We start from the raw sequence: 24,771 nt of genomic DNA, 5'->3' as shown, positions 1-24,771 counted from the left end.
AATGGGGATTGGTTTTACGATATTACTTTTTGTTATTTTTAGTTTTATTGCTCACTGACTTGCTGTAACTGCTTTTGACGCTCAGTTTGAGCGCTGATTTGATGGTTTCGAGCCAAGAAACTATACATCGTTGGTAACACAAACAGGGTAAACAGTGTGCCGACTAACATGCCTGACACAATAATCAGCCCTAATCCATAGCGACTATTCGCCCCAGCACCACTGGCAAATAAAAGAGGAATAAGCCCAATAACCATTGCTGCTGTGGTCATTAAGACAGGACGTAAGCGGATTTTTGCTGCTTCAATAATGGCATCCCGACGGTTTAGATTTTTATGAACTTGCAATTCATTAGCGAATTCCACCATTAAAATACCGTGCTTACTGATAAGCCCTATTAGTGTGACTAAACCAATTTGAGTGTAGATATTTAGCGTCACCATCCCTAAAGCGAGAGGGACTAATGCACCACAAATTGATAGCGGTACAGTAATTAAGATAATCAAAGGATCGACCAAGCTTTCATATTGTGCAGCTAACACTAAGTAAATAATGATAAGTGCGGCAATAAAGGCAAAGACTAATGTATTTCCTTCTTGGGTAAATTGGCGAGAGTCAGATTGCCAATCATGACTAAAACCTGCGGGTAATGAATCTGCCACTGTTTCAAGAAAAGCGACCGCTTGTCCCATCGTGACGCCGGGTGCAGGGATCGCTTGGAAAATAGCTGCGTTTTGTTGATTAAACTGTGTCAGTTTATTAGGTTCAACTTGAGTTGTAATATTTACAACAGTCGATAATGGAATTAACACATTATCTTGAGTACGAATATAGTGTCCGGCAAGAGCCGCAGGTGTTAAGCGTTGATGGCGTACACTTTGTGGGATCACATCATAAGAGCGACCATCCATACCAAAACGATTAATATAGTGTTCACCCACTAATAGTGAGAGTGATTCACCAATATCTTGCATACGAATGCCTAAACTATTGGCTTTAGCTCGATCTATGGCAACTTGAACAACGGGATTGTTGTAATCTAAATCGCTATCTACCACGATAAACAAACCGCTTTCTCTTGCTTGTTGTTTTATTTGTTCCATTGTTTCAAACAAAACGGGGTAACCTAATGGGCTACGTAGCACCATTTGTACAGGTAATCCACCCACTGAGCCAGGTAGAGAGGCTAATTGGAAAGCAAAAATACTGGTACCTTCCACATTGTTGACGCGATTTTGTAAATCAGCTTGGATTTGATCTGCGTTGCGATCACGTAAATCCCAGCCATCAAAGTTAATACCACCAAAGCTCGCTGATGGGCCATCAGTACCATTAATTATCCATGTGCTGTCAGTTTCAGGCAGACTCATATAAATTTCATCTAGTTTCTGATTAAAACGCTCAGCATAGGCAAGATTTGCATGTTGTGGCGCTTTTACAGCAGTTAAAACGCTCGCCTGATCTTCAGAAGGTGCCAGCTCTTGTTTTGTCTGGCTATATAAAAACGGTAAGCTGACGAACACAGCGATGGCAAAAACAACGGTTAACCAGCGATTAGCTAAAGAAAAATTAAGCACGTAACCATAATAATGAGCCAGTTTATCGAAAACAAACTCAGCCATTTTAGCCATTTTGCCTTCATTTTCTTTTGGTTTTAGCATTAATGAGCTCATCACGGGAGATAAAGTTAATGCCACAATACCGGATACAATCACACTACCTGCCAGCGTTATGGCAAATTCTTTAAATAATGCGCCTGTTAATCCAGCCATTAAACCAATCGGAGCATAAACAGCGGCTAAAGTGATTGTCATTGCAATAACAGGACCAGCAACTTCTCTCGCCCCCACTAAAGCGGCTTGAACAGGTGATAAACCCTCTTCAATATGGCGATGCACATTTTCAACAACGACTATTGCATCATCTACGACAAGTCCAATGGCTAAAACCATTGCTAGCAAGGTGAGCAAGTTAATACTAAAGCCAAAGGCAAGCATTAATCCAGCAGCACCTAGCATCGATAACGGAATGGCAAGTACAGGAATAAGAACAGAACGGAACGATCCCAAACAGAGATAAATAACCGCGATAACGATTAAAATCGCTTCAATTAAGGTTTGTACTACTTGATTAATAGAGGCTTTGATAAAACGTGAAGTTTCAAATGCCAGTTCTACATCGACGCTTGGCGGTAAGGTTTTTTGAATATCAACAAGATGCTCGCGAATGCCATCAACAATCACAAGTGGGTTACCTGTTGGAGTCGGGAATAAACCCAAAAATACCGCTTTTTTACCATTCATAATACCGCTAGTTTCAGTGGCCGCGGCACCTAGTTCGACAGTACCAATATCACGTAAGCGGACAAGATTATTACCATCATTAATGATAACCATGTCTTTAAATTCTTCGACATTAGTGAGATCGGTATTGACATAAACGTTGGCAATTACAAACTCGCCTTCTACTTTACCTGGTGCTGCTTGATAGTTATTACGGCGAACAGCCTCTGCTACATCACTCGCTGTTAAGTTACGGCCTGCTAATTTATCTGCATCTAACCATAAACGCATGGCCAATTGTTGACCACCAAATACTTGCACTTTAGCAACGCCATTAATGGATGAAAACATCGGCTCAACAACGCGAGAAAGGTAGTCTGTGAGTTCGGGAATAGAAAGCTGTTCACTTGAGAAACCCACATAAGCTACGGCTGTAGATTCTCCTGATGAAAGTTCGATCACTGGATCATAAGCTTGTTCTGGCAGCTTATAACGAACTTGATTTACCTTCGCCATTACTTGCGTCAAAGCTTGAGTTGGATCGCGGTTTAACTCCATTCTGACGGTAACTAAGCTTTTACCTTGTACTGAAGATGAAGAAATATAATCAACTCCCTCAACAGAGGAAACCGCTTGTGTAATTGGTTGGGTAACAAATCCCTGCATCAATTCAGACGAAGCACCAGGATAATCTGTTGCAATCGTAATTGTTGAGTTTTGTAACATAGGGTATTGGCGAACTGGCAGTTTACTGAACGCAAATGCGCCCAGTAACAGGATCAATGTGCTAACAACTAATGCCAAAACAGGTCGCCGAACAAAAATATCGGTAAACTTCATTATTAACTCCCGTTATGGTTTTGTTGTCGCTGATTGAGCGAGTGCTAATGTATCTTGCTCAATAGGTTCAATTGAGATGCCATCACTTAATTTAATTTGGCCAGATGAGACAATTTGATCACCAAGGGATAAGCCTTCTTTTATCTCAATCATGCCGTTGTAGCGCAATCCAACTTTCACAGAGACACGCTTAGCGATAAGGTTTTTTTGATTGTCAGATTGCGCTACAAACACGGTATCTCCATAGGCAGTATAAGTAACTGCCGTTTCTGGTACGGTTAATACCATAGGACTATCTGGAGAAGTAACTTGTACACGAGCAAACATGCCCGCTTTTAATTTGTTATCGGTATTAGGTAAAACAGCTTGTACTTGTACAGTACGAGATGGACCAATAAGAGGATCGACGGCATTAATAGAGCCTGTAAATACCATCTCTGGATAAGCATCGACCTCAATATTGATGGGCTGTTTTGCGGAAATTTTGGGAGCTGCTTGCTCATCAAGTGAGAAATTCAGTTTTAAATGACTCGCATCGACTAAAGATGCAACACGTTCACCCGCATTGAGATACTGTCCTTCATGAACAAGTTTTATTCCAACAATGCCATCAAAAGGTGCTTTTATTGCTTTCTGTGCAATTCGCGCTTTTACTTCACGAATGGATGCGACGATCATATCGCGCTCAGATAATGTACTGTCTAATTGCGCAGCGGCTGCGACATTTTTACTATAAAGCTGTTTTGTGCGGGAGTAGAGTTTATCCGCATTAGTTAATTGTGCTTGTAAACGCAATAATTCCGCTTGTTCAGGTTCATCATTTAATTTAGCTAAAACTTGACCGGCTTTAACCGTTTGTCCTGACTCAAAATTAATCACGGCAATACGGCCATTAGTTTCTGCGGCTAAGTAGACTTGGCGTGCCGCTTCTAGTTCTCCAACACCTTGCATATTGTTAGGTAATTTTGATGATTGTACGGTTGCTAATGCCACTTTAGTGGGTGGGTAAGCAAATTGCTGTGATGCATCTTCATCAGATGATGTTGTTGCATAAACCGCTGCACCTGCACTGAGTAAAAAAAGTGAAGCACATACAGTAAGAGTAAGTTTCTTATTCATATTATTGTTGATCTCATAGTGACTGTTTTTCTATTTTTTATGGTTTTATGCGTTAGCTTTTTTCCATAACGCTCTGAAATGACTAGCCATTGCTGTGGTCATTAATCCACCAATAACGGCTAGATGCTCTATTGCAAAAAACATCGACAGCATGGCTTTATCTCCCGTCATATCCCAAAAGGTATGAACAATCACAATAGTTAAAAATAAAAAGACAGCTAAAGCGCCAGCACCTAGCCATAGATAGCGATCGAAAAGCACTAAAAGTGAGCCACAAAATAAGATGATCGCAGTGGCAATATTAAAAAACCAATCAGGTTCCAATCCCGCAGCACGCATTTCCGCCAAACTATTCTCGTAATCAAAGACTTTGGCAAAGCCAGAAGAAAGAAATAAAACAAGAATAAGTAATCTAGCGATAAACCATAAAGAATGACTTTCGAGAATACGTGCAATTGAACTTGGCATTCATCTGACCTCAACAATCTTAAAAAAACAAAAGCCAGCATCCCACAGGCTTGACTTAATCTGAGGAGAGGACTATAAAACCTCAAGTTAAGTTGAGGTCAAGAGGAAAAGATGGAAAAAGAGAAAATAGATTTCAATAGAGCACTTACAGTAGGTGAAGTGGCAAAACGTAGTGGTGTTGCTATTTCAACGCTTCATTTTTATGAAGAAAAAGGGTTAATTGAAAGTTATCGAAGTGCAGGTAATCAGCGACGTTACCCACCGGTTGTATTGCGTTATGTAGCAATTATCAAGGCGGCTCAAAGTACGGGAATTCCGTTAAAAGAAATTCAAGAAATATTGGGAAAATATCCGCCAAATAGTAAATTAACAGCAGAACAATGGCACGAAATATCAACGGATTGGAAAGTGCGACTAGATGAACGCATTCGTCGTCTTAAACGATTACGTAACGGGCTTGACCACTGTATTGGCTGTGGTTGTCTATCATTGAGTGATTGTCCGTTGCGCAATCCTGATGATATTTTAGGTGAAAAGGGTGCGGGGCCTCAGATCCTATAATCAAAATGAAAACGATGTACTATCTGGTTTGAAAAATCCTTCATAAGTATCTTGGTTGTCTGTCATTCCCAATAATTCGAGGGTAATCTGATGATAAAAACCTTGATAAGAGAGAAATGAAACCAAGGCCTGATTAATTTCATCTTGGTTTTCTGTGTGTTCTAAAGCACTTTGTTGACGTGCATACATTAAGATGGCTCGTTGGCGATTTTCTTTAATTGTTTGGTTACCTCTATTTTTAACTTCATACTGTACTAAAAAATGAAGAATATCTTTTGCATTGTTAAGATTGAGATTTTGCAACCGTTGATAAAAATCTTGGTTAAGAAAGGCTTGTAAGGGGTCCTCTTTTTTTGTCATTAATGCTGATGATGGACTATGAGATGTCGCTTTTGCATTATTAATTTGATAAGCAACATATTGAGGATCAATTTTCATCGTGAGTACCTTCATCTACTGTGTTTTCATCAAACTCTTGTATATAAGCCAATAATCGCATTTTCACTTCTTGAGAAAACAGCATATGATTTTTCTCGCAATAGTATTGATGGAACTGTTTTTTCAGATCTTGAGTGAATAAAGGGGGATCAAAAAAAACAACGTGTGATCCTGAATTGATAGAAAGTGTAGATTCATTATGAAAGATCAATTCAACGTCTTGGCCATTAAGTAATTCTTCCACATAAGAACGCAGTGTTTTCGGGATCTCTAATATTAATTTAGTATCTGTTGGTACTGTGGTGATCAGATGTTTTGTTAGTTCTATTTGCATTTGTGGTGATTGAAAATAGTGGGCAATTTCTTGAACAATTAATTCTCTTTGTTGTATTTCATGACGACATAATTCGGTGTGATATTGTGTACATAGCGTCAGGATATCGCCTAATAATACCTGTAACCCTTCAGCGTAAGCCTGTTTTTTATTTTCAACAAATTGTAATTCTTGTTTTTTCTCAAGTTCAATCAGCCGTTTCTTCATCTTTTTATGTGTTATTTGCTCTATTCTATGAATATTGTCTAATTGTCGTAGATAGCGAGAACGGATAAGCACACCCTCACAGGTATAACTCAAAAGAGTTTCAGGCAGGGATCGCAACATAATTCAGTACCAAAAGGAAAATAGAATGTGATAAATGCAGTTTTGCAGGCAACGTAATTCGCTTTTTTTCTTTGGGAAAGCAGAGTACAAAGCGTTGTGCTAACGCATTGGATATCGAAGAAATAAAATCTAATAAGAGTTGATAGCCGATATATTGAGGCTCTCCGTGTGTGTCATCTATTTTTTCTTCAGCAAATAAAATCGGTTTTAGAGAAAGAAATGCACGTAATGTAGGGGATAATTGATAGTAATTATCAACCTGTAAAAGAGCTGATGATGAGAAAAGATATCCTAAAAAAAGCGCACATTGAGGCAAGTGTGACCATTGCGTAACCAGTTTGTTTGCTACAGGATCATTCTCAAGATCAAAATCGATTTCGGTTTTGAGATTGTATTGTTGAATAAGTTGACGGTTTGAAAGCTTTTGCCAAATGAGATCGTCATTGGGTGTTGCTAATTGATAATAATCTTGATGGATATATTGTAATGGTTCATACATCACGATAGATATCCGCTCAAATTGCTGAAGAGTGAGCATGGTTTTGCTTTTCCTCTCGCAATGTTGTTTTTTCTCGACGATGCTTTATTAGCAGTACAACGGAAATAATAATGATACTGATTGATATCAGCGCAATTAACCAGCCATATTGAAAGAAAATTGAATGATTTTCATCGGGAATAACTAAGTTGGGCTTCGTGAGTTTATTTATATTTCTTGAGTAAAGTAACACAGTAATATTATTTATGCTCATATCACTAAATGCGTTGTTAATAAAAGCACGGATATCTTCACTAAGTTGGTCACTATCCAATGTCTTTTCCTCATAAAAAATTAACACAGAGGCATGAGGAGCAGGAATTCCCCGTTCTGATAATGAAAGGGGATAACTGATATGAACCCTTGCATCAATAATATGGTCAATTGTGATTAAGGATTGTTCCAAGCGTTGCTCAAGTGCAGAAATCAGCCGTGCTTTTTCTGCCTGAGGTGAGGATACCAATGCATCAGAAGGAAATATTTGTGTCACTTCAATACGTGCATTGGTTGGTAGTTGATACTGTTCTAAAATTTGTACTGCAATGGCAAAATCTTCTTTTTTAACTGTAATATCGAATAAACCTTTACCCAGCGCGATTTGGGTTGTCTTAATGTGATGTTTTTGTAATACCGCCTGTACTTGTGTTGTTTGGCGTTGATTAAGACCCGTCAAAAGTGATTGGTCTTTACAACCCGAAAGCAATGGAAATAGACAAAATAATAGCGCGCATAATAAAGAATTAGCTCTCATTACTATTGTGCCTTTAATAATGTTTCGACAACATTTAATGATTTTCTGACCAATGTGCTGGCGAGATTCATCGTAATGGTGTAATCATTGAGCGTTGTTTGAAGTTGGGTATAACTTTGAACATCCATCAATTGACTGAGTGTAGAAAGTTTTTCTTGTATCTGTTGTTCATATCGCAAACTATCCGCAATACTTTTTGTCGTTATGGACGCCAATGTATTGTGGCTTAATTCATCAGATGTATCAGATAAAGTGGATAAATTAATAGATGTGATGGGCGTAATTGCCATACGTACTCCATAAATAAAAGGTTAGCGCATATTACCAATAATGCTCATGGCAAGATCTTTTACGACTTTAATAGATGTTGATTGAGCATTTCGCGTTATATTATATTCCGCAAGTTTGGCCTGATAATCTGCTAATGCCGCTGCATTAGACGTATCCATTTTTAATGCCTCTAAGGCTTTCTTTAAAGCCTCGCTTTGGTTTTTTACGGGGTTTTGAAAATAGTCATCAATATTTTGAATTGAGCTTGCATCTTCAGTATTCGCATTCCCTGTTGGGCTAGTTGACATAATATCGTTCTCTTAAAGTATTAAAGTGTCATTTTCAAAAGTGAGATTTTTATCCATTGGGAAAATAAAGATGTTTATTATCAATAAAGATATAGCCTTTACTTTCTTGTAGCATGGTTTTATTTTGTAATTCAGATTTACCTATATTCTCTTGGTAAAATATAAATTTTCTACCAAAAAAGGATGTTTGTTTTTTTATAAATTGATTTAGCGTTGATTTATCTTGATAAGATAAGTTGCTATTAAATATTAATACAAGCCTATTTTTATCTTTCTTTATTTCATAGTCGGATTTTTGAATAAAAGAAATTTTGTTGATTTCATTGATTAAATTATTCATGGAAATTGAAATGATCTCAGGGTAACAATTATCTGGAAATTGATGTTGAATGGCATTTATCTCCTTTTCTTTTTCAATTTCATTTTGATAGATAAATATTACTTTTGGTTTTTCTTTATCTGATAAAATCAAGTGATTGATTTTATGCTGTCTGGATATTAGTGAATTTTTAACTTTATTAATATCAACATAAATATATTCACCCTCTCTATTTTCTGTTTTTATCCATTCTGGTACTGAATCATCATAGAGGCAGAGATGATTGTTTTCTCCCTTGTAATTAAGAGGCGATAACTGAATCGGTATATCAACTGTTTCATCAATAAATTTATTATCTTTTAATAAGTAATATAAAATAAATAAAGTGAGTATTAAAGTAAAAATGAAAATAGAAACAGTAGAGTAAGTTTTTACTTTCATTTTATTTAAACTAAAATTCAATTCGTTAATGTTTATATTATCTGATTTGCTAATCAATAAGATTGGAATATCATTTAAATAAATGGGATTATCTAATGTTAATTTTTCTGTTTTTGTTTTTCCTAACTTATTGTTATTTATAATAAAAAAGTTATCATTATCATTTTTTTGATCAAGTTTAATATCAATATTTACATTTGAGAAATCATCATCAAAAGGAATGTATAAATTGATTTTATTTTTATGTTCACTATTTCTTCTATTTTCACCGTTATATAACAAAATGGAATAGTGATGAGATGAAAGTGATGTTTTTGTGCCTTTTAATGGCCCGTTTAAAATATAAAGATAATAAAAAATATAATTGCTCATAAATAACTTTGTTTATTAATATTTCACGTGAATAGGTTTGGATAATAATTTAATTAATCTTATTTATTTTTAAAATAAGGTTTATTATTTTACAGTTTAAGTGTTTTTTAATAAAAATATCTTGTAAAATTTAAACTAATCTGGATGATTGTACATATTTATCACTAATTATTAATGTTATTATATCTAAAGTGCTGTAAATCATAATGCATAAATAATATTTCGGTATTAATGTTATTACCGTTATTTTTGTTTTTTTATAATTTTTAAGGTTCTATTATGTTAATAAATGATATAAAGATAAATGGTGACAATGATATATTGATGGGTGATTCTTTATTCTATTGTATTCCTTTGAGTGATGATTCGCCGATAAAAATATATGAAAATAAAATCGTAAAGATAGTACAAGGTAAGGCATTTATTTATAATGCGAAAAATGAGAATATTGTTTTTCAATCTGAACCGCATACTTGGAAAATAGAAAAACGTTCTTTCTTTATATGTGCTCGATTATTGGCTTTTATTGATTATGCGCGTGATTTTTCAAAAATGACAGCTATTGGAACTGAATTTGATATTAATCAGAAGATTTTTCATATAGAAAATAGCGAAGGAACACTAGAGCATATTTTAATTAGTGAAGCATTAAAAGAGAATAGCCAATTAGAACCACTTTTTGTGACGATAAGACACAGTGAAAGCTATTGGCTTATTTTGCATCTTATTAGTTATTTAGATGAGAAAAAAAGTAACATTGCACAAATAGGGGAACGCTATGGCGTATCTGGTACGCATTTTAGGCGTTTATGCAAACGCTATTTGGGGAACTGCGGTAAAAGCCAATTACGTTCATGGCGTGCTGCTTCATCGATTTTAACAACGCTTTCAACGGATGAATCATTAACACAAATCGCCGTTGATAATGGATTTAGTTCTGCATCACATTTCTCTAATGAAATTAAAACATTATTTGGTATTACTCCAACGGAATTTCGCCGAATTGGTCGTTTTCTTTATGAATATAAAAAATAAAGTCTGTTTTATTATTGGGATACTTCTTTGTTGTAGTTTGCCTTTATCTGCCAAAGCAGAAGAAGAGCAAATTATTTATACACATCAAAGTAAAAAACCCGATATGTTTATTGCTGTTGATACCCGTATCGAGCAGTTTTTCTTTGTTTTATCAGATAAATTCAATAAACCCTTTATTTTAAGTCAGGCTGTTAAGAAAAAAAGGATCACCGGTAATTTTTCATTGGCTTCGCCTCAAGAGGCATTTGAGTCGATGGTTCGCCGTATGTCATTACTTTATTTTAATGATGGTGAAGCAATTTATGTGTATGACAATACTGAAATTGAGCAAGCATTATTTCAAGTAAGAAATATTAGTATTTATGAGCTCAAGGAATATCTGCAAGATGTTGGTTTGTACGACCCACGTTTTCCATTACGAGCAGGAAAAGATAAACGTACTTTTTATTTATCTGGGCCACCTATCTATCTTAAGTTAGCGAGAGCCGCTGCAGATTATCTTGATAATGTTGCGGCAGAAAAACAGCAACAAACAATGAATAATCAAGTTCCCACGGGGAGTTCTCGTTATGGAGAGGAATTTGTGCAGATATTTGCACTAAAAAATACCTTTGTTCAAGATCGTAGCTATTCATTACGTGATGAAAAAATTGTACTACCAGGTATTACGACAGTATTACAGCAGCTATTTCATTCCCAAACACAAGAAATGAATGGAGCGTCGCGAAATAGAGAGCAACAGAATACATATTCCGCATCTTTAAATACGAATAGTAGTAATGGCGAAAGTGAAGAGACGTCTTATTCGACAACACCTATTGTCACTCAAATGGGACAATATCATGTTGAGTTAGTACCGTTGCCAGCATCAAATAGCTTATTAGTTAAAACTAGTCGGGAAGGTTTAGCATTAGTCCATTCATTAATTACTCAGCTTGATAAGCCTAAAAGGCAAGTTGAGCTTTCACTATGGATCATAGATATTTCAAAAAGTAAGGCAGATAGCTTAGGGATTGATTGGAGTGCGCGTTTTGACTCCGGCAATCACGCCTTTTCATTTAATACATCAAGTTTAACGCCAGCATCGGGTTTTAGTTTTCTCAGTAAAATTAAAGCATTAAGTGATGATGGTGATGCAAAAATGGTATCAAGACCCATCTTGTTAACTCAGGAAAATACCCCTGCAATTTTTGATAATAATACGACTTTTTATACTCAAATTAAGGGGGAAAGGGTTGCAACATTAGAATCTACAACATTTGGCACAATGATGAGTGTATTGCCTCGTATTGGTAGCTCTAATAAAGAGATTGAAATGATCATCAACTTAGAAGATGGCGCAGAAAAAAAAGAAGATTCAAGTAAAGATAATGAACGTCTACCTACGATTAATCGTACTAATATTAGTACCGTAGCAAGAGTTTCAGAAGGTGGAAGTTTGCTTATTGGTGGATATACACGAGAAGATAATGTAAATGCGGAATCTAAAATTCCAGTCCTCAGTGCAATCCCATTATTGGGCAAACTATTTACATATAAATCAGATAACAATAAAAAGATGGTTCGTATTTTTATGTTACAGCCACGTTTATTGGGAAGCACTGACAGTGATATCTCACAATCATTAAGTGATGATCCTTTTCAACCGATGAATAAAAAAACGACACAGGCATTGCAACAACTTCAGAATTTTATGAGATAATGCCATGGTTACGCCAATTAAATCGACGATCCCAATTCAAATTGCAATAAAAGAAAATAAAGTTAATCATGAAAATAAAAGTGATAACGAATATAAGCAGCCTAAAATTTCAGAGAGACAGAACTATCAAAACCAATTGATGGAAATTGCTGATGATATGTCGATGGTTGCCTCGCAATTTTCACAACGTTATGGAAAAGGATTAGATAAAAAAGCAGAACGAGGAAATAATACTTTATATATTACAGAAGAAGGTGCAGATCAAAAATTAGATAAAGTATTAAAAATGTTTAAAAAATCAGATCAAAGCTTACAGGACTTATTGGCTTATTTACGACAGATGTTTCCTGACGATAGTGATTTGATTATGGTTTTACGGGAATTAATTAGAAAGAAAAAATTAGGTGCACAATTAGATGCTGAGATAGAAAATGAAATTGTGCGTATGCTTGAAGGAGAAAATGCAAAAAATATTCGTGCGGGGATTAATGTCGCTTTAAAAGCAAAAATATTTGGTAAATTATTATTACTTAATCCCTCTGTATTACGAGATCTTTATCGTAGCTATCTTGATTTAGATTTAGAGCCAATTTATTTCTTTCAGTTTTTAATAGAAGAATATGATATTGAACGATGTACGGCTATTTTTACCTTTTTGGCACAAAGTTTGTTATATGATATGCAATCTTTGATGCCGAGTTGCTCACAAAGTTCAGAGTTTGGTTTGCTGTTAGAAAGAGTCAATAAATTAAGAGCAATATATAGTTTTATTTTATTAGGAATGGATCTTTTTAAAGAAAAAGAGTTACAGCATATATTATCAGAAAAACAGCTTTATCAATTGTTCTATCATGGTATGACAATACCCGATGAAATGAATATCTATTTGTTGAGTTTATTATCCAAAGAATGCTCAAGTTTATTAATAACGGTAAAGATGCGATTTTTACAAATAATAAGAACACTATTTAATAGATATCCAGAATGCTTGTATTTATCTAATGAAAATAGAGCCTCTTGCCAAAAAATAATACAAACTATTATGGATAAGTATATTCATATGGAAAAATTCGAATTAAGAAAAAAAAATAGTTATTTTTTATGGATATTAATAATGATATATAAATTTCTTTTCTCGATAAGAAATCGTCCAGAACTTATTGTGTTGTCAGTGATAATTTTAGTTATTTTAATGTTAATTATGCCATTGCCTACCTATTTGGTTGATTTTCTTATAGGTCTTAATATCACGATTGCATTATTGATATTGATGAGTTCTTTTTATGTCACTCGAATATTAAACTTTATGACGTTTCCCGCATTACTTTTGATTACAACGTTGTTTCGTTTAGCTCTATCAATTAGTACTAGCCGACTTATCTTATTGGATGCCGATGCTGGAGAAATTATTACCTCTTTTGGTGAGTTCGTTATTGGAGAAAATTTAGTTGTTGGTTTTGTGGTCTTCTCTATCGTGACGGTAGTACAATTTCTTGTTATTACAAAAGGTTCTGAACGAGTTGCCGAAGTCGCTGCACGTTTTTCTCTTGATGGTATGCCGGGTAAACAAATGAGCATTGATGCGGATTTGAAATCAGGCATCATTAATAATGATGAAGTTAAAATTAGGCGGAAGGAATTAGGGCAAGAAAGTCAGCTTTATGGATCATTTGATGGTGCAATGAAATTTATTAAAGGCGATGCTATTGCAGGCATTGTGATTATTTTTGTTAATTTAATTGGTGGAATGTCTGTTGGTATGGCGCAAATGGGGATGTCACTTTCTCAAGCGTTGCAAACTTATACATTATTAACCATTGGTGATGGTTTAGTGGCACAAATTCCCGCTTTATTAATTTCAATTAGTGCCGGATTTATTGTGACACGAGTCGGAGATGAAAATAAAAACTTAGGCTCAAGTATTATGAATGAGTTGTTATCTCAAGACTTCGCACTCTTAATCACTGCATTGCTTGCTTTTGCTATTGGTTTTTTACCTGGCTTTCCAACGCCGGTCTTTATTATTTTATCTACGATTATTGGATGTTATTTTTTCAAAAAAAACATTTGGGATAAAAAAAAGAAAACTTCTGAGAATAGTGATGCTCCTCATCATGAAGAAGGTGATGAGAAAAAAGGTATTATGTCTAATCTTTTTTCTGGAAAAAAAGAACAAGAAGAAGAAAATCAATTAGCAACAGAAACAATTTCTTTATCGCAAGCAGAAACACAGCCACTAATCGTAACGCTTTCAGTGAAAAAGAAAAGTTATCTAACAAAAAAGGTCTTTGATAAATGGCTAAAGAAAGAATTTATATTACAATATGGGGTATTACTTCCCGATATCTTAATTTATTATTCAGATACTATTGATAAAGATAAAGTCATCATTTTAATTAATGAAGTTAAAGCGGATGAGTTTTATTGTTCTTTCCCTCTTATTAATATAGAAGCACCGACAGATGAATTCTTTTCTTTAGGGTTAAAATATATTGAGTTAGAATGTAAGGGAGTAAAAACTTATTGGACTGATGAAGATAATAAATCATTATTAATGAAACTTAATTTTGAACTTATAAGTTCAGAAGATTATTTTTATCAAAAATTTTCTAATTTAATTACAGCAAATATTGTGGAGTTTTTAGGTATACAAGAAACAAAAGATATACTAGATAAAGTAGAAGGAAAATCACCAGAATTAATGAAAGAATGCTATCGGCAAATTTCTATTCAAAGGATCAATGAGGTTTTACAGAGATTAGTGCAAGAAAAAATACCAATAAGAAATATTAAAACGATTATTGGTGGATTAGTACAATGGGGTGGAAAAGAAAAAGATCCTATTTTGCTCACTGAACATATTCGAACATTACTCTCTCGTTATATAAGTGGTTTTTTTTCTAAAAATAGTCAGCTCAATGTTGTTATATTATCTAATGAAATTGAAGTAATTATTCGTGATGGAATTAGGCAAACATCATCAGGGACATTTTTAAATTTAGAACCAGCGGAGCTTGATGTTATTTTAGAAAAAATAACCATTGCACTTGATGAAATAAAATATATTCAAAATTATGTTTTATTAACTGCAATTGATATAAGACGATTTGTAAGAAAATTACTAGAAACACAGTTCTCACAACTATCTGTTTTATCATACGATGAAATATCATCAGATATTGAAATAAATGTTTTACAAACTATTTAGAGGAATAATATGTCATTTGATCTTGCACAATTACTTATAGATGCTATGAACGTTATTGGTCGAACAGACCTTTTTTCTGGAGGGCATTCTATTGATAACCATTCAACTATTACGATTAGCTTAGGCGATATGCCTGATATTAATTTATTAATTGTTGATAATGTTCCTATGATTTGGTCGGTATTACGTGAATATGATGAAAATCAATTAAAACAAAATAGTTCAGAAATTATATTAAGCCATGTGAACTCAGAAACAGAAAGTTTTTATCCAGGCCAACCAGCGTTAGTTAAAGTTGAAAATGATTTAGAGCTACGCGCCTCTTTTATGCCAATAGCTTTGCAAAATGGCGAAACAATGGCAAAAGCGATAGATGAATTTTTTCAAGCCATGAATCGAATTAATCAGCAATTTATTAATTAGTTATGGCTAACGCGTTTTCTCCTTTTCGTTATGCAGCACACCCAATTCGGATACAAGGTAATATTCTTGAGGTGATGTTGCGTAATGTTTTTATTGGTGAAATTTGCCAAATTAGAAAAAGCATAGAAAATAGCATGCCAATTGGTGAAGCTATTGTTATTGGATTTCGCCACGGAATAACAATATTGAGTATGATGGGCAACTCTCAAGGCTATTCTTTGCAAATTATCGTAGAGCCAACAGGTGAGGCTTTCTCTGTTGCTCTAAATCATCGTGTATTAGGTAGCATGATTGATATTAAAGGGCATTGTTTATTACGATTTGACGGTAAAGACTTATCAGAAGATTTACCTTCTAAATTATACCCTGTTCATACGCAGCCTCCCGCATATCATGAACGATTACCTATCACAACATTATTTCAATCAGGAGTTCGTGCAATAGATGGATTATTAAGTTGTGGTTTAGGACAACGAATGGGAATATTTGCCAGTGCAGGAACAGGAAAAACAATGTTGCTGAATATGATTATTCGTTTTTCTCAAGCAGATGTATTTGTCATCGGATTAATTGGTGAACGAGGCCGAGAAGTTACCGAATTTGTCGAAGAGTTAAAACAAGATAGTCGGTGTAATAAGGTCGTATTGATTTGTTCAACCTCAGAAAAACCAGCGGTTGATCGTTGTAATGCGGCATTAGTGGCGACTACAGTTGCTGAATATTTTCGTGAACAAGGTAAACATGTTGTTTTATTTATTGATTCAATAACACGCTATTGCAGGGCGTTACGAGATGTCGCGTTAACAGCAGGCGAATTACCTGTCCGTAAAGGCTATCCCGCTTCAGTTTTTGATACATTGCCCGCCATTCTAGAAAGACCTGGTGTGACAAAACGAGGGTCTATTACTGCATTTTACACCGTCTTATTAGAAAGTGATGATGAACCTGATGCAATAGGTGAAGAGGTTCGCTCTATCGTTGATGGTCATATTTATCTTTCACGAAAAATAGCCGCATCAGGTCATTATCCTGCTATCGATATTTTAGCGAGTGTGAGTCGCCTTTTTCAGCAAATTACAGATGAACGACAACAACAGGCAGGATTAAAAATAAGACAAATTTTAATGCGATTGCAGGATATTAAATTGTTACAAGAATTTGGTGAATACCGTATTGGGGATAGTGCATTAAATGATGAAGCCGTGAATAAACAATCTAAAATTGAAAAATTTTTAATACAGTCATTTAAAGAAAAAGCAGAATTTCAACAAACATTAGAAAAATTGTATGAGATTGCCAATTAAACAACAAGCCATCATTGATTTATTAGTTAAGCGACAAAGAAAAATTGAAAAAAAACAGTATCAATATGAAAGACTATTAGTTGAGGCGGAAAACAAAAGACAAGAACAAAAGAAATTAATGGAATTATTGAAAAATGAAATACCTAATTATGAAAAAATAGGTATTTATTCCATTATTTCTTTTTATCATCAAAGAAGAAAGAAAGCGATTGTCTTATCTTCATTGAATTTATGTCAAACTCAGCTTAAAGAAATAATTATTCAACAAGAAAAATTGAAAGAAGAAAAAAAAGAACTTGAAAAAGAATATATTATAACAATAAAAAAACAGAAGAAAATGCAACGCTATTTTGATAGAAAGCAGAAAGAATTACAGGTATATCTAGAACGTTTAGAACAATATGATATACAGGAGATCGCTTTGTATGACAACGATATTATCTAATAATGTAAAAATAAACAACATAATTTCTAGTGATGAATGTGCTTTTGATGAAATGGTTTTATATCAATGTCAAAAATTTTTTCCTAAAGATAAACAGAAATTAGAAATGAGATTAGAAACATTTCTAAAATTAAATAAAGCTAATGTGTTTTTAAATGAAAAAAATAAGGATTTAGAAATATTATCAGATATTGAAGAGAGAGAAGATAGTGAAGGACTATTCCTGATGAATAGAAATATATTATTTTTTCTTTCCAATAAAATAGAAGAAAAAACATCTGATAAATCAATTATTAAAGAATTGATTATAAGAGCAAGTGAAATTAAAAAACAAAATCTTGAAGTAAAGAATATCATCATTAATGATGATTTTTTAAATAAAAAAAATAACATTAAAGATAATGTCAGTAAAAAAAATGAGATAAACGATGTATTTAATAGTGAAATAAATAATACACATAAAGTTGATACAGAAAATAACACTAATTCTGCACAATTATCTGAAAAAGTAGAATTTGTACAACAACCTCAAATAGAGGTCAAAACGGTGAATAAATCGCCACTTGAAGTGCCTTGTTGGCGAATATTACATACAAAACAATCCACCGAAAAAAATGATATTACTTATGTTTTTAAGCAGTGGGGAAACGAACATCATCAAATAAAAATTCTTTTTTTTATGAAACATCAGATGCAATTTATTGCCTCTACAGGACGTGTTTACCAAACTTCTCTGGATAATTTAAATCAATATCAAGGCAGAGCAATATTGTCGTTAGAAAATAGTTCAGAAAATGAATATGACTATATTACTTCAATTGATGCAGATCCTAAAAAGGAGGATGGTGATTTATGAATACATCATTATTAGCATGTATAAAAGATAATGATGATGATAACACCATGCGATGTTTTTCTGCCTCATTTCAATCATATTCAGTAGATAAAAGAGATTATTATTTTTCTATCTATGGGGAAAATTCACTTGGTTTCTTTAACGGATTAATGTCTGTTAATTGCGTTATGGATAGGCTTTATCCTGAAAAAAAGATTGATTGGGAATTGGTTCCTTCCTCTTATTTGTGCTCTCTTTTTATTCAAAATTATACTCAGATTTTACTTTCATTTTCATCAATACCTTTTTTATTGCGTGTAGAGGATATTTATTTAGGTCAATCAGTAAATGGCGCTTATCCCAAAATTAGCAGTGATCTTGGTGATGTTTTTATTCGTGAAATAAAAGGGCATTTCCAATGGATAGCGCTATCTAATAATAAGTTAGGAGTTATAGGCGATTTTTGTTTAGGAACGAGCCAGCTTTCTCTTTCATTATTAAAAAATATATTACTTGGTGATGTATTACTTATAGAAAAAATATCATCTAATTTATTTTTAGGTGAGAAAAAGTGGATTAAATTTGAGTGGAATGGGGAAAATAGTGTGCAACTATTAAATGAGAATGAATCAAAAGTATTAGACAGTAATGAACAAAACAAATCAGCACATGAAATAGAGAGTCAACCTTTTATTACTGATGAAGAGAAAAGATTAGCCCCCATCGGTAATATCCCTGTCACTGTTTCTTTTATTTTAGCCAGTAAAAAATTATTAATTGAAGAAATAGAAAATCTTAAACCAGGGCAACATATCATGCTGCCTGAAGAAGCACATCAACAAATTATTTTAAAAGTAAATGGCCTTTCTGTTGCTCAAGGAGAATTGATTAGGGTCGGTGATCGTTTAGCTGTTGAGATCCAACGTTCTTTTTCACATAACGAGTAAATAATGGAAAGCTCTACAACATTGATACTAACGCTTGCCTTGGCAACACTTGCGCCTTTTATTATTGCCGCAGGTACGTGTTATCTTAAATTTTCGATAGTGCTTGTTATGACGCGTAATGCTTTGGGTGTACAACAGGTACCTTCTAATATGGTTCTAAATGCAGTTGCGTTAATGATGGCATTATTTGTTATGACGCCAATGGCTAAAAATAGCTATCAATATCTTGTGAATAATCCTATTAATTTAGGAGAGCCAGGATCATTAGAACGTTTTTCTGATGAAGCATTAGGTGAATATAAGCATTATTTATACCGATATTCAGAACCAGAATTATTAGATTTCTTTGATAAAGCTCAAGGGTATCGACCAGACAGCATAGACGACGATGAACAAATTGAAAGCTCACTATTTTCTTTATTACCTGCTTATGCATTAAGCGAGATAAAATCGGCATTTATTATTGGATTTTATCTTTATCTACCTTTTATTGTGATTGATTTGATCGTTTCTTGTATTTTACTGGCATTAGGAATGATGATGATGAGCCCGATTACACTTTCTGTCCCTTTGAAGTTAATTTTATTTATTGCAATGGATGGTTGGACATTATTATCAAAGGGACTTATAAATCAATACCTTGATTTGATGGTGGTAAAATAATGGATATGGTTTATGCTGCTAATAAGGCAATCTATCTCATTATTTTATTATCAGCAGCACCTATTGCTGTTGCCACTTTTGTTGGATTAATTATTGGATTATTACAGACAATTACACAAATACAAGAACAAACATTACCTTTTGGAATTAAGTTAGTGTGTGTTTTTGTTTGTTTATTAATGACAATGGGATGGATGGGGGAAAAATTATTGGTCTACGCAAAAGAAATGTTAGCGATAGGATTTGCTGGATAAAATATGTTAATAATATTCGAATATTTTAAAGTTTATCTTATTGATATCTTTCTTCTTATGGCACGTTTACTTCCTGCATTTATGTTTATTCCTTTTTTAAATAGTAGAATTCTTAATAGCCAATTTTTAAAATATGTTATTATTTTCTATGTTGCATTGGGTATAAAAGTCAGTATTCCCATTTCAGATGATATTAGAGATAACGGGATTATTATTCTAATTAGTGAAATTATTATTGGCCTTTTTATCGGATTGTTACTTGCAACGCCATTTTGGATAGCCTCGGCATTTGGTGAATTTGTAGATAATCAACGAGGGGCTAGTATTGGTGATACTATTAATCCTACAACAGGTATTGAATCTTCAGAGTTTGCTTCGCTAACGGGATTATTTTGTGTTGCTTATTTTCTGCAGTTTGGTGGTTTAGTAACATTAATGACAGTCTTAAAAGATAGTTATAGTGTTTTTCCTGTTGGCTATTTTAATCAAAATATTGGCTATTCACTAATAGGAAAATGGTTGACCGATATAGTACGAGTGGCTATTGTTTTGGTTTCACCTGTATTAGTTTTGATGTTTCTTAGTGAAGTAGCATTAGGTGTTTATTCCCTTTTCTGTCCTCAGCTGAATGCATTTTCACTCTCTTTATGTATTAAGGGCATTATTGCTTTTTCTGCACTTCTGCTTTTTTTTACTTCAGCAATGACAAATGAATTATCGGGTTTTTTTAATTATCAGTATTTCCATACTCTCTTTATGAGTTTTTATTATGGCTGAAAAAACAGAAAAACCGACACAAAAGAAATTAGATGATTCAGCTAAAAAAGGGCAAACATTTAAAAATAAAGAATTAACTTCAGGTGTGGTTTATATTATTGGCATTATCTATCTTTTTCACCGAGTTAATTTTACAGAATTTGTTGAATTTTACCAATCTATTTTATTAAATCCAACACATATTAATTTAGAAAGTTATATTAAAATAATATCAAAGCTGTTTTTTAATATTATCATACCTGTATTGATTATTACTGCTTTCGTGGGTATTACTATTTCATTGTTTAAGTCTCGATTTAAAATAGCAACTGAAGCATTAAAAATAGATTTAAATCATATCAATCCGATCTCTGGTTTTAAGAAGATATTTAGTTTAAGAACAATAAAGGATTTCATAAAAACATTACTTTTTATTGTCGTTTTTTTAGTGGTTTGTTTTGTTTTTATGGTAATAAATAGCCAAGAGATATTTTTACTTTATCGTTCTAATTTAAATATTGTAGTAGAAAAATGGAGCTCTGTTGTTGTCGATTTTGTTTTTATTTTCTTTATTCTTTCATTACCACTTCTTACTTTAAATATTATTGCTGATTTCTTCCTTTTCATGAAAGATATGATGATGGAAAAACATGAAATAAAACAAGAAAATAAGAATATGGAAGGAGATCCTGAAATAAAATCAAAACGCAAATATTTACACCAAGAGTTACTTGATGAGCCAATGAAAAAAGTGATTAGAGATTCTTCTGCTGTAATTGTTAATCCTACTCATATTGCTGTGGGAATTTACTTTGATCCTGATAATAATATTATGCCATTAGTTTCGTTGAAGTGTGAAAATGCAAAAGCACTGGCTGTAAAAACATATGCGAAAAAAGTAGGCACACCAATAGTTCGATATCCAGAATTGGCTCGAAAGCTATATCATAAATATCATCTTTTTGATGTTATGATCGATACTGATCTTCTTGATATTATGGATCTCCTAATTTGGTTAAAAAGAGTTGAATTAGATGGTAGATTAAGAGAAGAAATGGACTATAGATAGAAAAATACATTTATCTTATTTAAATAAATAGTATTTATTTTTATAAATAATAACGTTTGTTTTATTAAAGCTATTTTATAACCATTATTTTATGATTTTGTTAATTATTCATCCTTGATGAAAGGATTAACATCATGTCACTATATGAAAAGATGTCAGAAAAAGAACTTGATCAATTAGCAAGTTACATTGTTTCCATTGTCCAAAATGGTAAAACTATTAAAGATGAAGGTACAATTCCAGAAGGATTTATGGAAGGAATTTATTCATTTGCTTACGATTTCTACCAAAAAGGAAAATTGGATGAAGCCGAAGCTATTTTCAAATTTTTATGTCTTTATGATTTTTATAATGTTGATTATATCATGGGGCTTGCTGCAGTTAAGCAATTAAAAAAACAGTATCAAGCTGCCATAGATCTTTATGCTTTAGCTTATTTAAATGCAAATAATGATTATAGGCCTATGTTTTATGCTGGGCAATGTAATTTATCTTTAGGCGAAAAAGAGAAAGCAAAATATTGTTTTCATCAAGTATCGTTAAATATAAAAGATCCTGTCATAAAAGAAAAAGCAGAGATTTATTTAACATCTTTAAAAGATATCCCTTTGATCGTCATTAATGAAAATAAAGGAGATGAAGATGAGTGATACTATTGTTAATGGTATAATATCTAATCGTTTAGTCTCATTAAAAATGGACGAAAAGGATCAGATTGTTGAGAATTTGACGAAAAAAGAAAATACAGTCAATGACAGTAACAAGAAAATTATTTCTTCATATTTTATAAAAAAAAATGAAAGCATTTCAGCACCTATATTAAGGCCACCTGAAGAGCAGGAAAATGTAAATTCTAATATAGATATAAAACCTGAAGTAGGTGATTTATCTCAAAATAAATCAAGAAGAATAGAAAGGAATGGTCAAGAGAAAAAAAAAGAAAATAATTATTTGGATTTACAATTAAAGTATCAAGGAATAATTAATGATGGTATTTTAAGCTCTATTAAAGACATAGATAAATTCGAAGATTTTTTACATCAGTTTGATTATTTAGAAAAGAAAACAGCAGGGTTGGTTGAGGATTATAAATCTATTTTAGGTGATGTAAAAAAATACCAAGATGCCAATGTTGATTATTGGATGGCAGTATATAACTCTATACAAGAAAAAGGGTTAAAAACAGAAAGTGAGGTATGCAAATATTTAAATAATAAAAATATTCCAAAAGAGATTGTTAATGATCTTATTCATAAAAAATTTAATAATAAATCTGAAATGGAAGATTATTTAATAGGAAAATATCCTGCTTTAAATCTTCCCAATGATATATCCAAAAATAAGCTATATGATCTTGATGATTTACATAGTGATATATTGGATTTTTTTAAGGAAATATCAAATATAGCTCCCCATGTCTCGATGAGTGATGAAAAATTAAAATCAATCTCAACAAATTTTAATCATCTTAAGAATATTATTGATAATAAGAGTGATGATCTTCTTACTAAGAAAATGCAAAGTGCAAAAAAGGCTTATATTGACCTGACTCTGACCCAGAGTCATATAGAACTTGAAATAGCCTCTCGCTCTTTATCAGGTTTGGCATTACTTACTTTTTTACTTGCTAAAGTTAGAGAGCTAACGATGAAAGTGATGCTACAACGTTCTGAAAATGAGCAAAAGCTTTTTGAAGAAATGCAAAAAGTAACAGAAAAATCATTGAGAGATAAGGCTGATGATCAAAAGGTAAAAATTAAAAAACAAGAAGAAATTCAATTTTGGGCAGGAATTAGTTTAAAGATTTTAGGTGGTCTTCTCGCTATTTTTGCCGGTATTGCGGCTGTTTTTACAGCTGGCGCCTCTTTAGCATTAATGGCCGTGGCCGTAACACTTTTAGTTGCAGATGTAGCATTAACAGTTGCTGATGAGATTTATCAGGCCATTCATGGTGAATCTTTTATGGATGAAATAATGGCACCTGTTTCAGAAGCCATTATGAAAGTGATTGATAAAATGGTTGATGCATTAATGGGTATGTTTGAAGTTTTTTTAGACACGCTTAAAGATTTAGGTCTTGTCGATAAAATTGATGATATTAAAAAAGAAATATATGACAAAATGAAAATGGCACTAAAAATTTTTATTACCATTATTTTATTTGTTGCTGCTATAGCATTAACATTTATTGCGGGGCCAGCAATTAATGGCATAACCAATGCAGCGAAAAAAATATTCAATGAGCAAATTAAACAGACTTTAAAAAAAGTATTAAATGATTGTCTTGAGAAAATGCTTGGTAATATGATTAAAGAAATTATTATGCAGGCAATGGAAGAAATATTGAAAGCAATAAATAAAGCGATTACAAAAATTACCGACAATGTATTGTTGCAAAAAATAACTACTATATTAAATAAAGTTAGCCATATGATAACAGAAGATATGTCAGAAAAAGCGGTCAATACAATTCATCGAATAGCTGTAAGTGCTAAATTATTAAATTCAGTTACATCCAATACTATTAATATTTATAGCAATATAATATCAGCCGATATTATGAGATCAGTTGCTGATAGTAAAAAGTTAAATGCAATTCTAGTTTTAATTCAGAAGTTTATGGATAAAATCATGGAAGAATATAGTGATAATATGGATACAATTACGGAAATATTAAAAAATATGAGTGATAGCTACTCTATAAGTAGTAAAGTTAAATCTAACATAGCGAAAAGAATTTCTGCTTAATAAAAAGGAATATA

At 32.9% G+C, this 24,771-nt stretch carries 25 protein-coding genes and 1 pseudogene; 16 read left to right on the top strand and 10 right to left on the bottom strand.

Translation table 11 applies throughout. The features are described from left to right. Positions 1–44: 44 nt before the first annotated feature. The 3 genes from DK866_RS07585 to DK866_RS07575 are packed head-to-tail and all read right to left on the bottom strand — an operon-like array spanning position 45 to position 4,709. On the bottom strand, positions 45–3,122 hold the full coding sequence (locus tag DK866_RS07585; protein ID WP_109408418.1) for a MexW/MexI family multidrug efflux RND transporter permease subunit: 3,078 nt from the start codon (positions 3,120–3,122) through the stop codon (positions 45–47). Positions 3,123–3,134: 12 nt separating this feature from the next. Continuing rightward, positions 3,135–4,241: an efflux RND transporter periplasmic adaptor subunit gene (locus tag DK866_RS07580; protein WP_109408417.1), complete on the bottom strand. Its 1,107-nt coding sequence runs from the start codon at positions 4,239–4,241 to the stop codon at positions 3,135–3,137. A gap of 45 nt (positions 4,242–4,286) precedes the next feature. Further along, on the bottom strand, positions 4,287–4,709 hold the full coding sequence (locus tag DK866_RS07575; protein WP_109408416.1) for a DoxX family protein: 423 nt from the start codon (positions 4,707–4,709) through the stop codon (positions 4,287–4,289). A gap of 111 nt (positions 4,710–4,820) precedes the next feature. Here DK866_RS07575 and soxR point away from each other — a divergent pair, with 111 nt between their 5' ends. Next, entirely contained in the window at positions 4,821–5,270 is a 450-nt protein-coding gene (gene soxR / locus DK866_RS07570) for a redox-sensitive transcriptional activator SoxR (protein WP_088494455.1), read from the top strand. On the opposite strand, the gene DK866_RS07565 is transcribed toward soxR, so the two are convergent. From DK866_RS07565 to DK866_RS07535, 7 genes are read right to left on the bottom strand one after another with little or no spacing between them, the layout of a single operon-like run. Beyond that, positions 5,271–5,708 (bottom strand): hypothetical protein, encoded by a 438-nt coding sequence (locus DK866_RS07565; protein ID WP_109408415.1) that lies wholly within the window; start codon positions 5,706–5,708, stop codon positions 5,271–5,273. Next, positions 5,698–6,369, bottom strand: a complete 672-nt coding sequence (locus tag DK866_RS07560) for a type III secretion protein (RefSeq protein WP_162556991.1) — start codon at positions 6,367–6,369, stop codon at positions 5,698–5,700. Before DK866_RS07560 ends, DK866_RS07565 begins: the two co-directional genes overlap by 11 nt. Further along, positions 6,350–6,907 carry a type III secretion protein gene (locus DK866_RS07555; RefSeq protein ID WP_109408413.1) on the bottom strand — a complete coding sequence of 186 codons (558 nt, stop codon included), beginning with the start codon at positions 6,905–6,907 and terminating at the stop codon, positions 6,350–6,352. Before DK866_RS07555 ends, DK866_RS07560 begins: the two co-directional genes overlap by 20 nt. Next, complete coding sequence (gene sctJ / locus DK866_RS07550; protein WP_109408412.1) at positions 6,885–7,658, bottom strand: type III secretion system inner membrane ring lipoprotein SctJ; 774 nt, start codon at positions 7,656–7,658, stop codon at positions 6,885–6,887. Before sctJ ends, DK866_RS07555 begins: the two co-directional genes overlap by 23 nt. 2 nt (positions 7,659–7,660) lie before the next feature. Continuing rightward, positions 7,661–7,948, bottom strand: coding sequence for a type III secretion system inner rod subunit SctI (gene sctI / locus DK866_RS07545; RefSeq protein ID WP_109408411.1), 288 nt, complete (start codon positions 7,946–7,948; stop codon positions 7,661–7,663). A gap of 21 nt (positions 7,949–7,969) precedes the next feature. Beyond that, complete coding sequence (gene sctF, locus DK866_RS07540) at positions 7,970–8,236, bottom strand: type III secretion system needle filament subunit SctF (protein WP_109408410.1); 267 nt, start codon at positions 8,234–8,236, stop codon at positions 7,970–7,972. A 49-nt stretch (positions 8,237–8,285) separates the two neighbouring features. Further along, on the bottom strand, positions 8,286–9,368 hold the full coding sequence (locus DK866_RS07535; protein WP_109408409.1) for a hypothetical protein: 1,083 nt from the start codon (positions 9,366–9,368) through the stop codon (positions 8,286–8,288). A 279-nt stretch (positions 9,369–9,647) separates the two neighbouring features. On the opposite strand from DK866_RS07535, the gene DK866_RS07530 reads away from it, so the two are divergent. The 15 genes and pseudogenes from DK866_RS07530 (at position 9,648) to sctE (ending at position 24,757) form a co-directional block, all read left to right on the top strand. Then, a complete protein-coding gene (locus DK866_RS07530) occupies positions 9,648–10,403 on the top strand; it encodes a helix-turn-helix domain-containing protein (protein ID WP_109408408.1) in 756 nt (251 codons plus the stop codon). Continuing rightward, the gene (gene sctC / locus DK866_RS07525; RefSeq protein WP_109408407.1) at positions 10,387–12,105 is read left to right on the top strand and encodes a type III secretion system outer membrane ring subunit SctC; all 1,719 of its coding nucleotides are present in this window, start codon (positions 10,387–10,389) and stop codon (positions 12,103–12,105) included. The genes DK866_RS07530 and sctC overlap by 17 nt, the downstream gene beginning before the upstream one ends. A 4-nt stretch (positions 12,106–12,109) precedes the next feature. Further along, a pseudogene (sctW, locus tag DK866_RS20115) lies at positions 12,110–12,856 on the top strand (type III secretion system gatekeeper subunit SctW); the annotation flags it as partial. Positions 12,857–13,219: 363 nt separating this feature from the next. Beyond that, positions 13,220–15,313, top strand: a complete 2,094-nt coding sequence (locus tag DK866_RS07520; protein ID WP_167395479.1) for an EscV/YscV/HrcV family type III secretion system export apparatus protein — start codon at positions 13,220–13,222, stop codon at positions 15,311–15,313. A gap of 9 nt (positions 15,314–15,322) precedes the next feature. Next, on the top strand, positions 15,323–15,736 hold the full coding sequence (locus tag DK866_RS07515) for a type III secretion protein (protein ID WP_109408405.1): 414 nt from the start codon (positions 15,323–15,325) through the stop codon (positions 15,734–15,736). Positions 15,737–15,738: 2 nt separating this feature from the next. Continuing rightward, the gene (sctN, locus tag DK866_RS07510; protein WP_109408404.1) at positions 15,739–17,040 is read left to right on the top strand and encodes a type III secretion system ATPase SctN; all 1,302 of its coding nucleotides are present in this window, start codon (positions 15,739–15,741) and stop codon (positions 17,038–17,040) included. Then, positions 17,024–17,485 (top strand): type III secretion protein, encoded by a 462-nt coding sequence (locus tag DK866_RS07505; protein ID WP_109408403.1) that lies wholly within the window; start codon positions 17,024–17,026, stop codon positions 17,483–17,485. The genes sctN and DK866_RS07505 overlap by 17 nt, the downstream gene beginning before the upstream one ends. Further along, on the top strand, positions 17,466–18,341 hold the full coding sequence (locus DK866_RS07500) for a hypothetical protein (RefSeq protein WP_109408402.1): 876 nt from the start codon (positions 17,466–17,468) through the stop codon (positions 18,339–18,341). The genes DK866_RS07505 and DK866_RS07500 overlap by 20 nt, the downstream gene beginning before the upstream one ends. Beyond that, positions 18,338–19,267, top strand: a complete 930-nt coding sequence (locus DK866_RS07495; protein WP_109408401.1) for a FliM/FliN family flagellar motor switch protein — start codon at positions 18,338–18,340, stop codon at positions 19,265–19,267. Before DK866_RS07500 ends, DK866_RS07495 begins: the two co-directional genes overlap by 4 nt. Before the next feature lie 3 nt (positions 19,268–19,270). After that, positions 19,271–19,930, top strand: coding sequence for an EscR/YscR/HrcR family type III secretion system export apparatus protein (locus DK866_RS07490; RefSeq protein WP_109408400.1), 660 nt, complete (start codon positions 19,271–19,273; stop codon positions 19,928–19,930). After that, positions 19,930–20,184 (top strand): type III secretion system export apparatus subunit SctS, encoded by a 255-nt coding sequence (gene sctS / locus DK866_RS07485; RefSeq protein WP_109408399.1) that lies wholly within the window; start codon positions 19,930–19,932, stop codon positions 20,182–20,184. The genes DK866_RS07490 and sctS overlap by 1 nt, the downstream gene beginning before the upstream one ends. Before the next feature lie 3 nt (positions 20,185–20,187). Further along, complete coding sequence (gene sctT, locus DK866_RS07480; RefSeq protein ID WP_109408398.1) at positions 20,188–20,961, top strand: type III secretion system export apparatus subunit SctT; 774 nt, start codon at positions 20,188–20,190, stop codon at positions 20,959–20,961. Beyond that, entirely contained in the window at positions 20,954–22,009 is a 1,056-nt protein-coding gene (locus DK866_RS07475; RefSeq protein WP_109408397.1) for an EscU/YscU/HrcU family type III secretion system export apparatus switch protein, read from the top strand. Before sctT ends, DK866_RS07475 begins: the two co-directional genes overlap by 8 nt. A 134-nt stretch (positions 22,010–22,143) precedes the next feature. After that, a complete protein-coding gene (locus DK866_RS07470; RefSeq protein WP_109408396.1) occupies positions 22,144–22,659 on the top strand; it encodes a SycD/LcrH family type III secretion system chaperone in 516 nt (171 codons plus the stop codon). Beyond that, positions 22,652–24,757 carry a type III secretion system translocon subunit SctE gene (gene sctE / locus DK866_RS07465; protein ID WP_162556990.1) on the top strand — a complete coding sequence of 702 codons (2,106 nt, stop codon included), beginning with the start codon at positions 22,652–22,654 and terminating at the stop codon, positions 24,755–24,757. Before DK866_RS07470 ends, sctE begins: the two co-directional genes overlap by 8 nt. Positions 24,758–24,771: the final 14 nt, after the last annotated feature.

Source organism: Proteus genomosp. 4 str. ATCC 51469 (genome assembly GCF_003144375.1).
GTDB lineage: Bacteria > Pseudomonadota > Gammaproteobacteria > Enterobacterales > Enterobacteriaceae > Proteus.
The sequence above is the reverse complement of the archived record's forward strand: the minus strand, read 5'-3'. Positions and strand labels throughout refer to the sequence as shown.

Bases quoted from the DNA above. Each gene is read 5' to 3' on its own strand.
- DK866_RS07575 (WP_109408416.1), bottom strand. From the start codon at position 4,709: ATGCCAAGTTCAATTGCACGTATTCTCGAAAGTCATTCTTTATGGTTT.
- DK866_RS07490 (WP_109408400.1), top strand. From the start codon at position 19,271: ATGGAAAGCTCTACAACATTGATACTAACGCTTGCCTTGGCAACACTT.
- DK866_RS07520 (WP_167395479.1), top strand. From the start codon at position 13,220: ATGATATATAAATTTCTTTTCTCGATAAGAAATCGTCCAGAACTTATT.
- sctT (WP_109408398.1), top strand. From the start codon at position 20,188: ATGTTAATAATATTCGAATATTTTAAAGTTTATCTTATTGATATCTTT.
- DK866_RS07555 (WP_109408413.1), bottom strand. From the start codon at position 6,907: ATGCTCACTCTTCAGCAATTTGAGCGGATATCTATCGTGATGTATGAA.
- sctN (WP_109408404.1), top strand. From the start codon at position 15,739: ATGGCTAACGCGTTTTCTCCTTTTCGTTATGCAGCACACCCAATTCGG.
- sctE (WP_162556990.1), top strand. From the start codon at position 22,652: ATGAGTGATACTATTGTTAATGGTATAATATCTAATCGTTTAGTCTCA.
- sctS (WP_109408399.1), top strand. From the start codon at position 19,930: ATGGATATGGTTTATGCTGCTAATAAGGCAATCTATCTCATTATTTTA.
- sctF (WP_109408410.1), bottom strand. From the start codon at position 8,236: ATGTCAACTAGCCCAACAGGGAATGCGAATACTGAAGATGCAAGCTCA.
- DK866_RS07580 (WP_109408417.1), bottom strand. From the start codon at position 4,241: ATGAATAAGAAACTTACTCTTACTGTATGTGCTTCACTTTTTTTACTC.
- sctI (WP_109408411.1), bottom strand. From the start codon at position 7,948: ATGGCAATTACGCCCATCACATCTATTAATTTATCCACTTTATCTGAT.
- DK866_RS07470 (WP_109408396.1), top strand. From the start codon at position 22,144: ATGTCACTATATGAAAAGATGTCAGAAAAAGAACTTGATCAATTAGCA.
- sctJ (WP_109408412.1), bottom strand. From the start codon at position 7,658: ATGAGAGCTAATTCTTTATTATGCGCGCTATTATTTTGTCTATTTCCA.
- DK866_RS07495 (WP_109408401.1), top strand. From the start codon at position 18,338: ATGAATACATCATTATTAGCATGTATAAAAGATAATGATGATGATAAC.
- soxR (WP_088494455.1), top strand. From the start codon at position 4,821: ATGGAAAAAGAGAAAATAGATTTCAATAGAGCACTTACAGTAGGTGAA.
- DK866_RS07500 (WP_109408402.1), top strand. From the start codon at position 17,466: ATGACAACGATATTATCTAATAATGTAAAAATAAACAACATAATTTCT.
- DK866_RS07505 (WP_109408403.1), top strand. From the start codon at position 17,024: ATGAGATTGCCAATTAAACAACAAGCCATCATTGATTTATTAGTTAAG.
- DK866_RS07560 (WP_162556991.1), bottom strand. From the start codon at position 6,369: ATGTTGCGATCCCTGCCTGAAACTCTTTTGAGTTATACCTGTGAGGGT.
- sctC (WP_109408407.1), top strand. From the start codon at position 10,387: ATGAATATAAAAAATAAAGTCTGTTTTATTATTGGGATACTTCTTTGT.
- DK866_RS07515 (WP_109408405.1), top strand. From the start codon at position 15,323: ATGTCATTTGATCTTGCACAATTACTTATAGATGCTATGAACGTTATT.
- DK866_RS07535 (WP_109408409.1), bottom strand. From the start codon at position 9,368: ATGAGCAATTATATTTTTTATTATCTTTATATTTTAAACGGGCCATTA.
- DK866_RS07585 (WP_109408418.1), bottom strand. From the start codon at position 3,122: ATGAAGTTTACCGATATTTTTGTTCGGCGACCTGTTTTGGCATTAGTT.
- DK866_RS07475 (WP_109408397.1), top strand. From the start codon at position 20,954: ATGGCTGAAAAAACAGAAAAACCGACACAAAAGAAATTAGATGATTCA.
- DK866_RS07530 (WP_109408408.1), top strand. From the start codon at position 9,648: ATGTTAATAAATGATATAAAGATAAATGGTGACAATGATATATTGATG.
- DK866_RS07565 (WP_109408415.1), bottom strand. From the start codon at position 5,708: ATGAAAATTGATCCTCAATATGTTGCTTATCAAATTAATAATGCAAAA.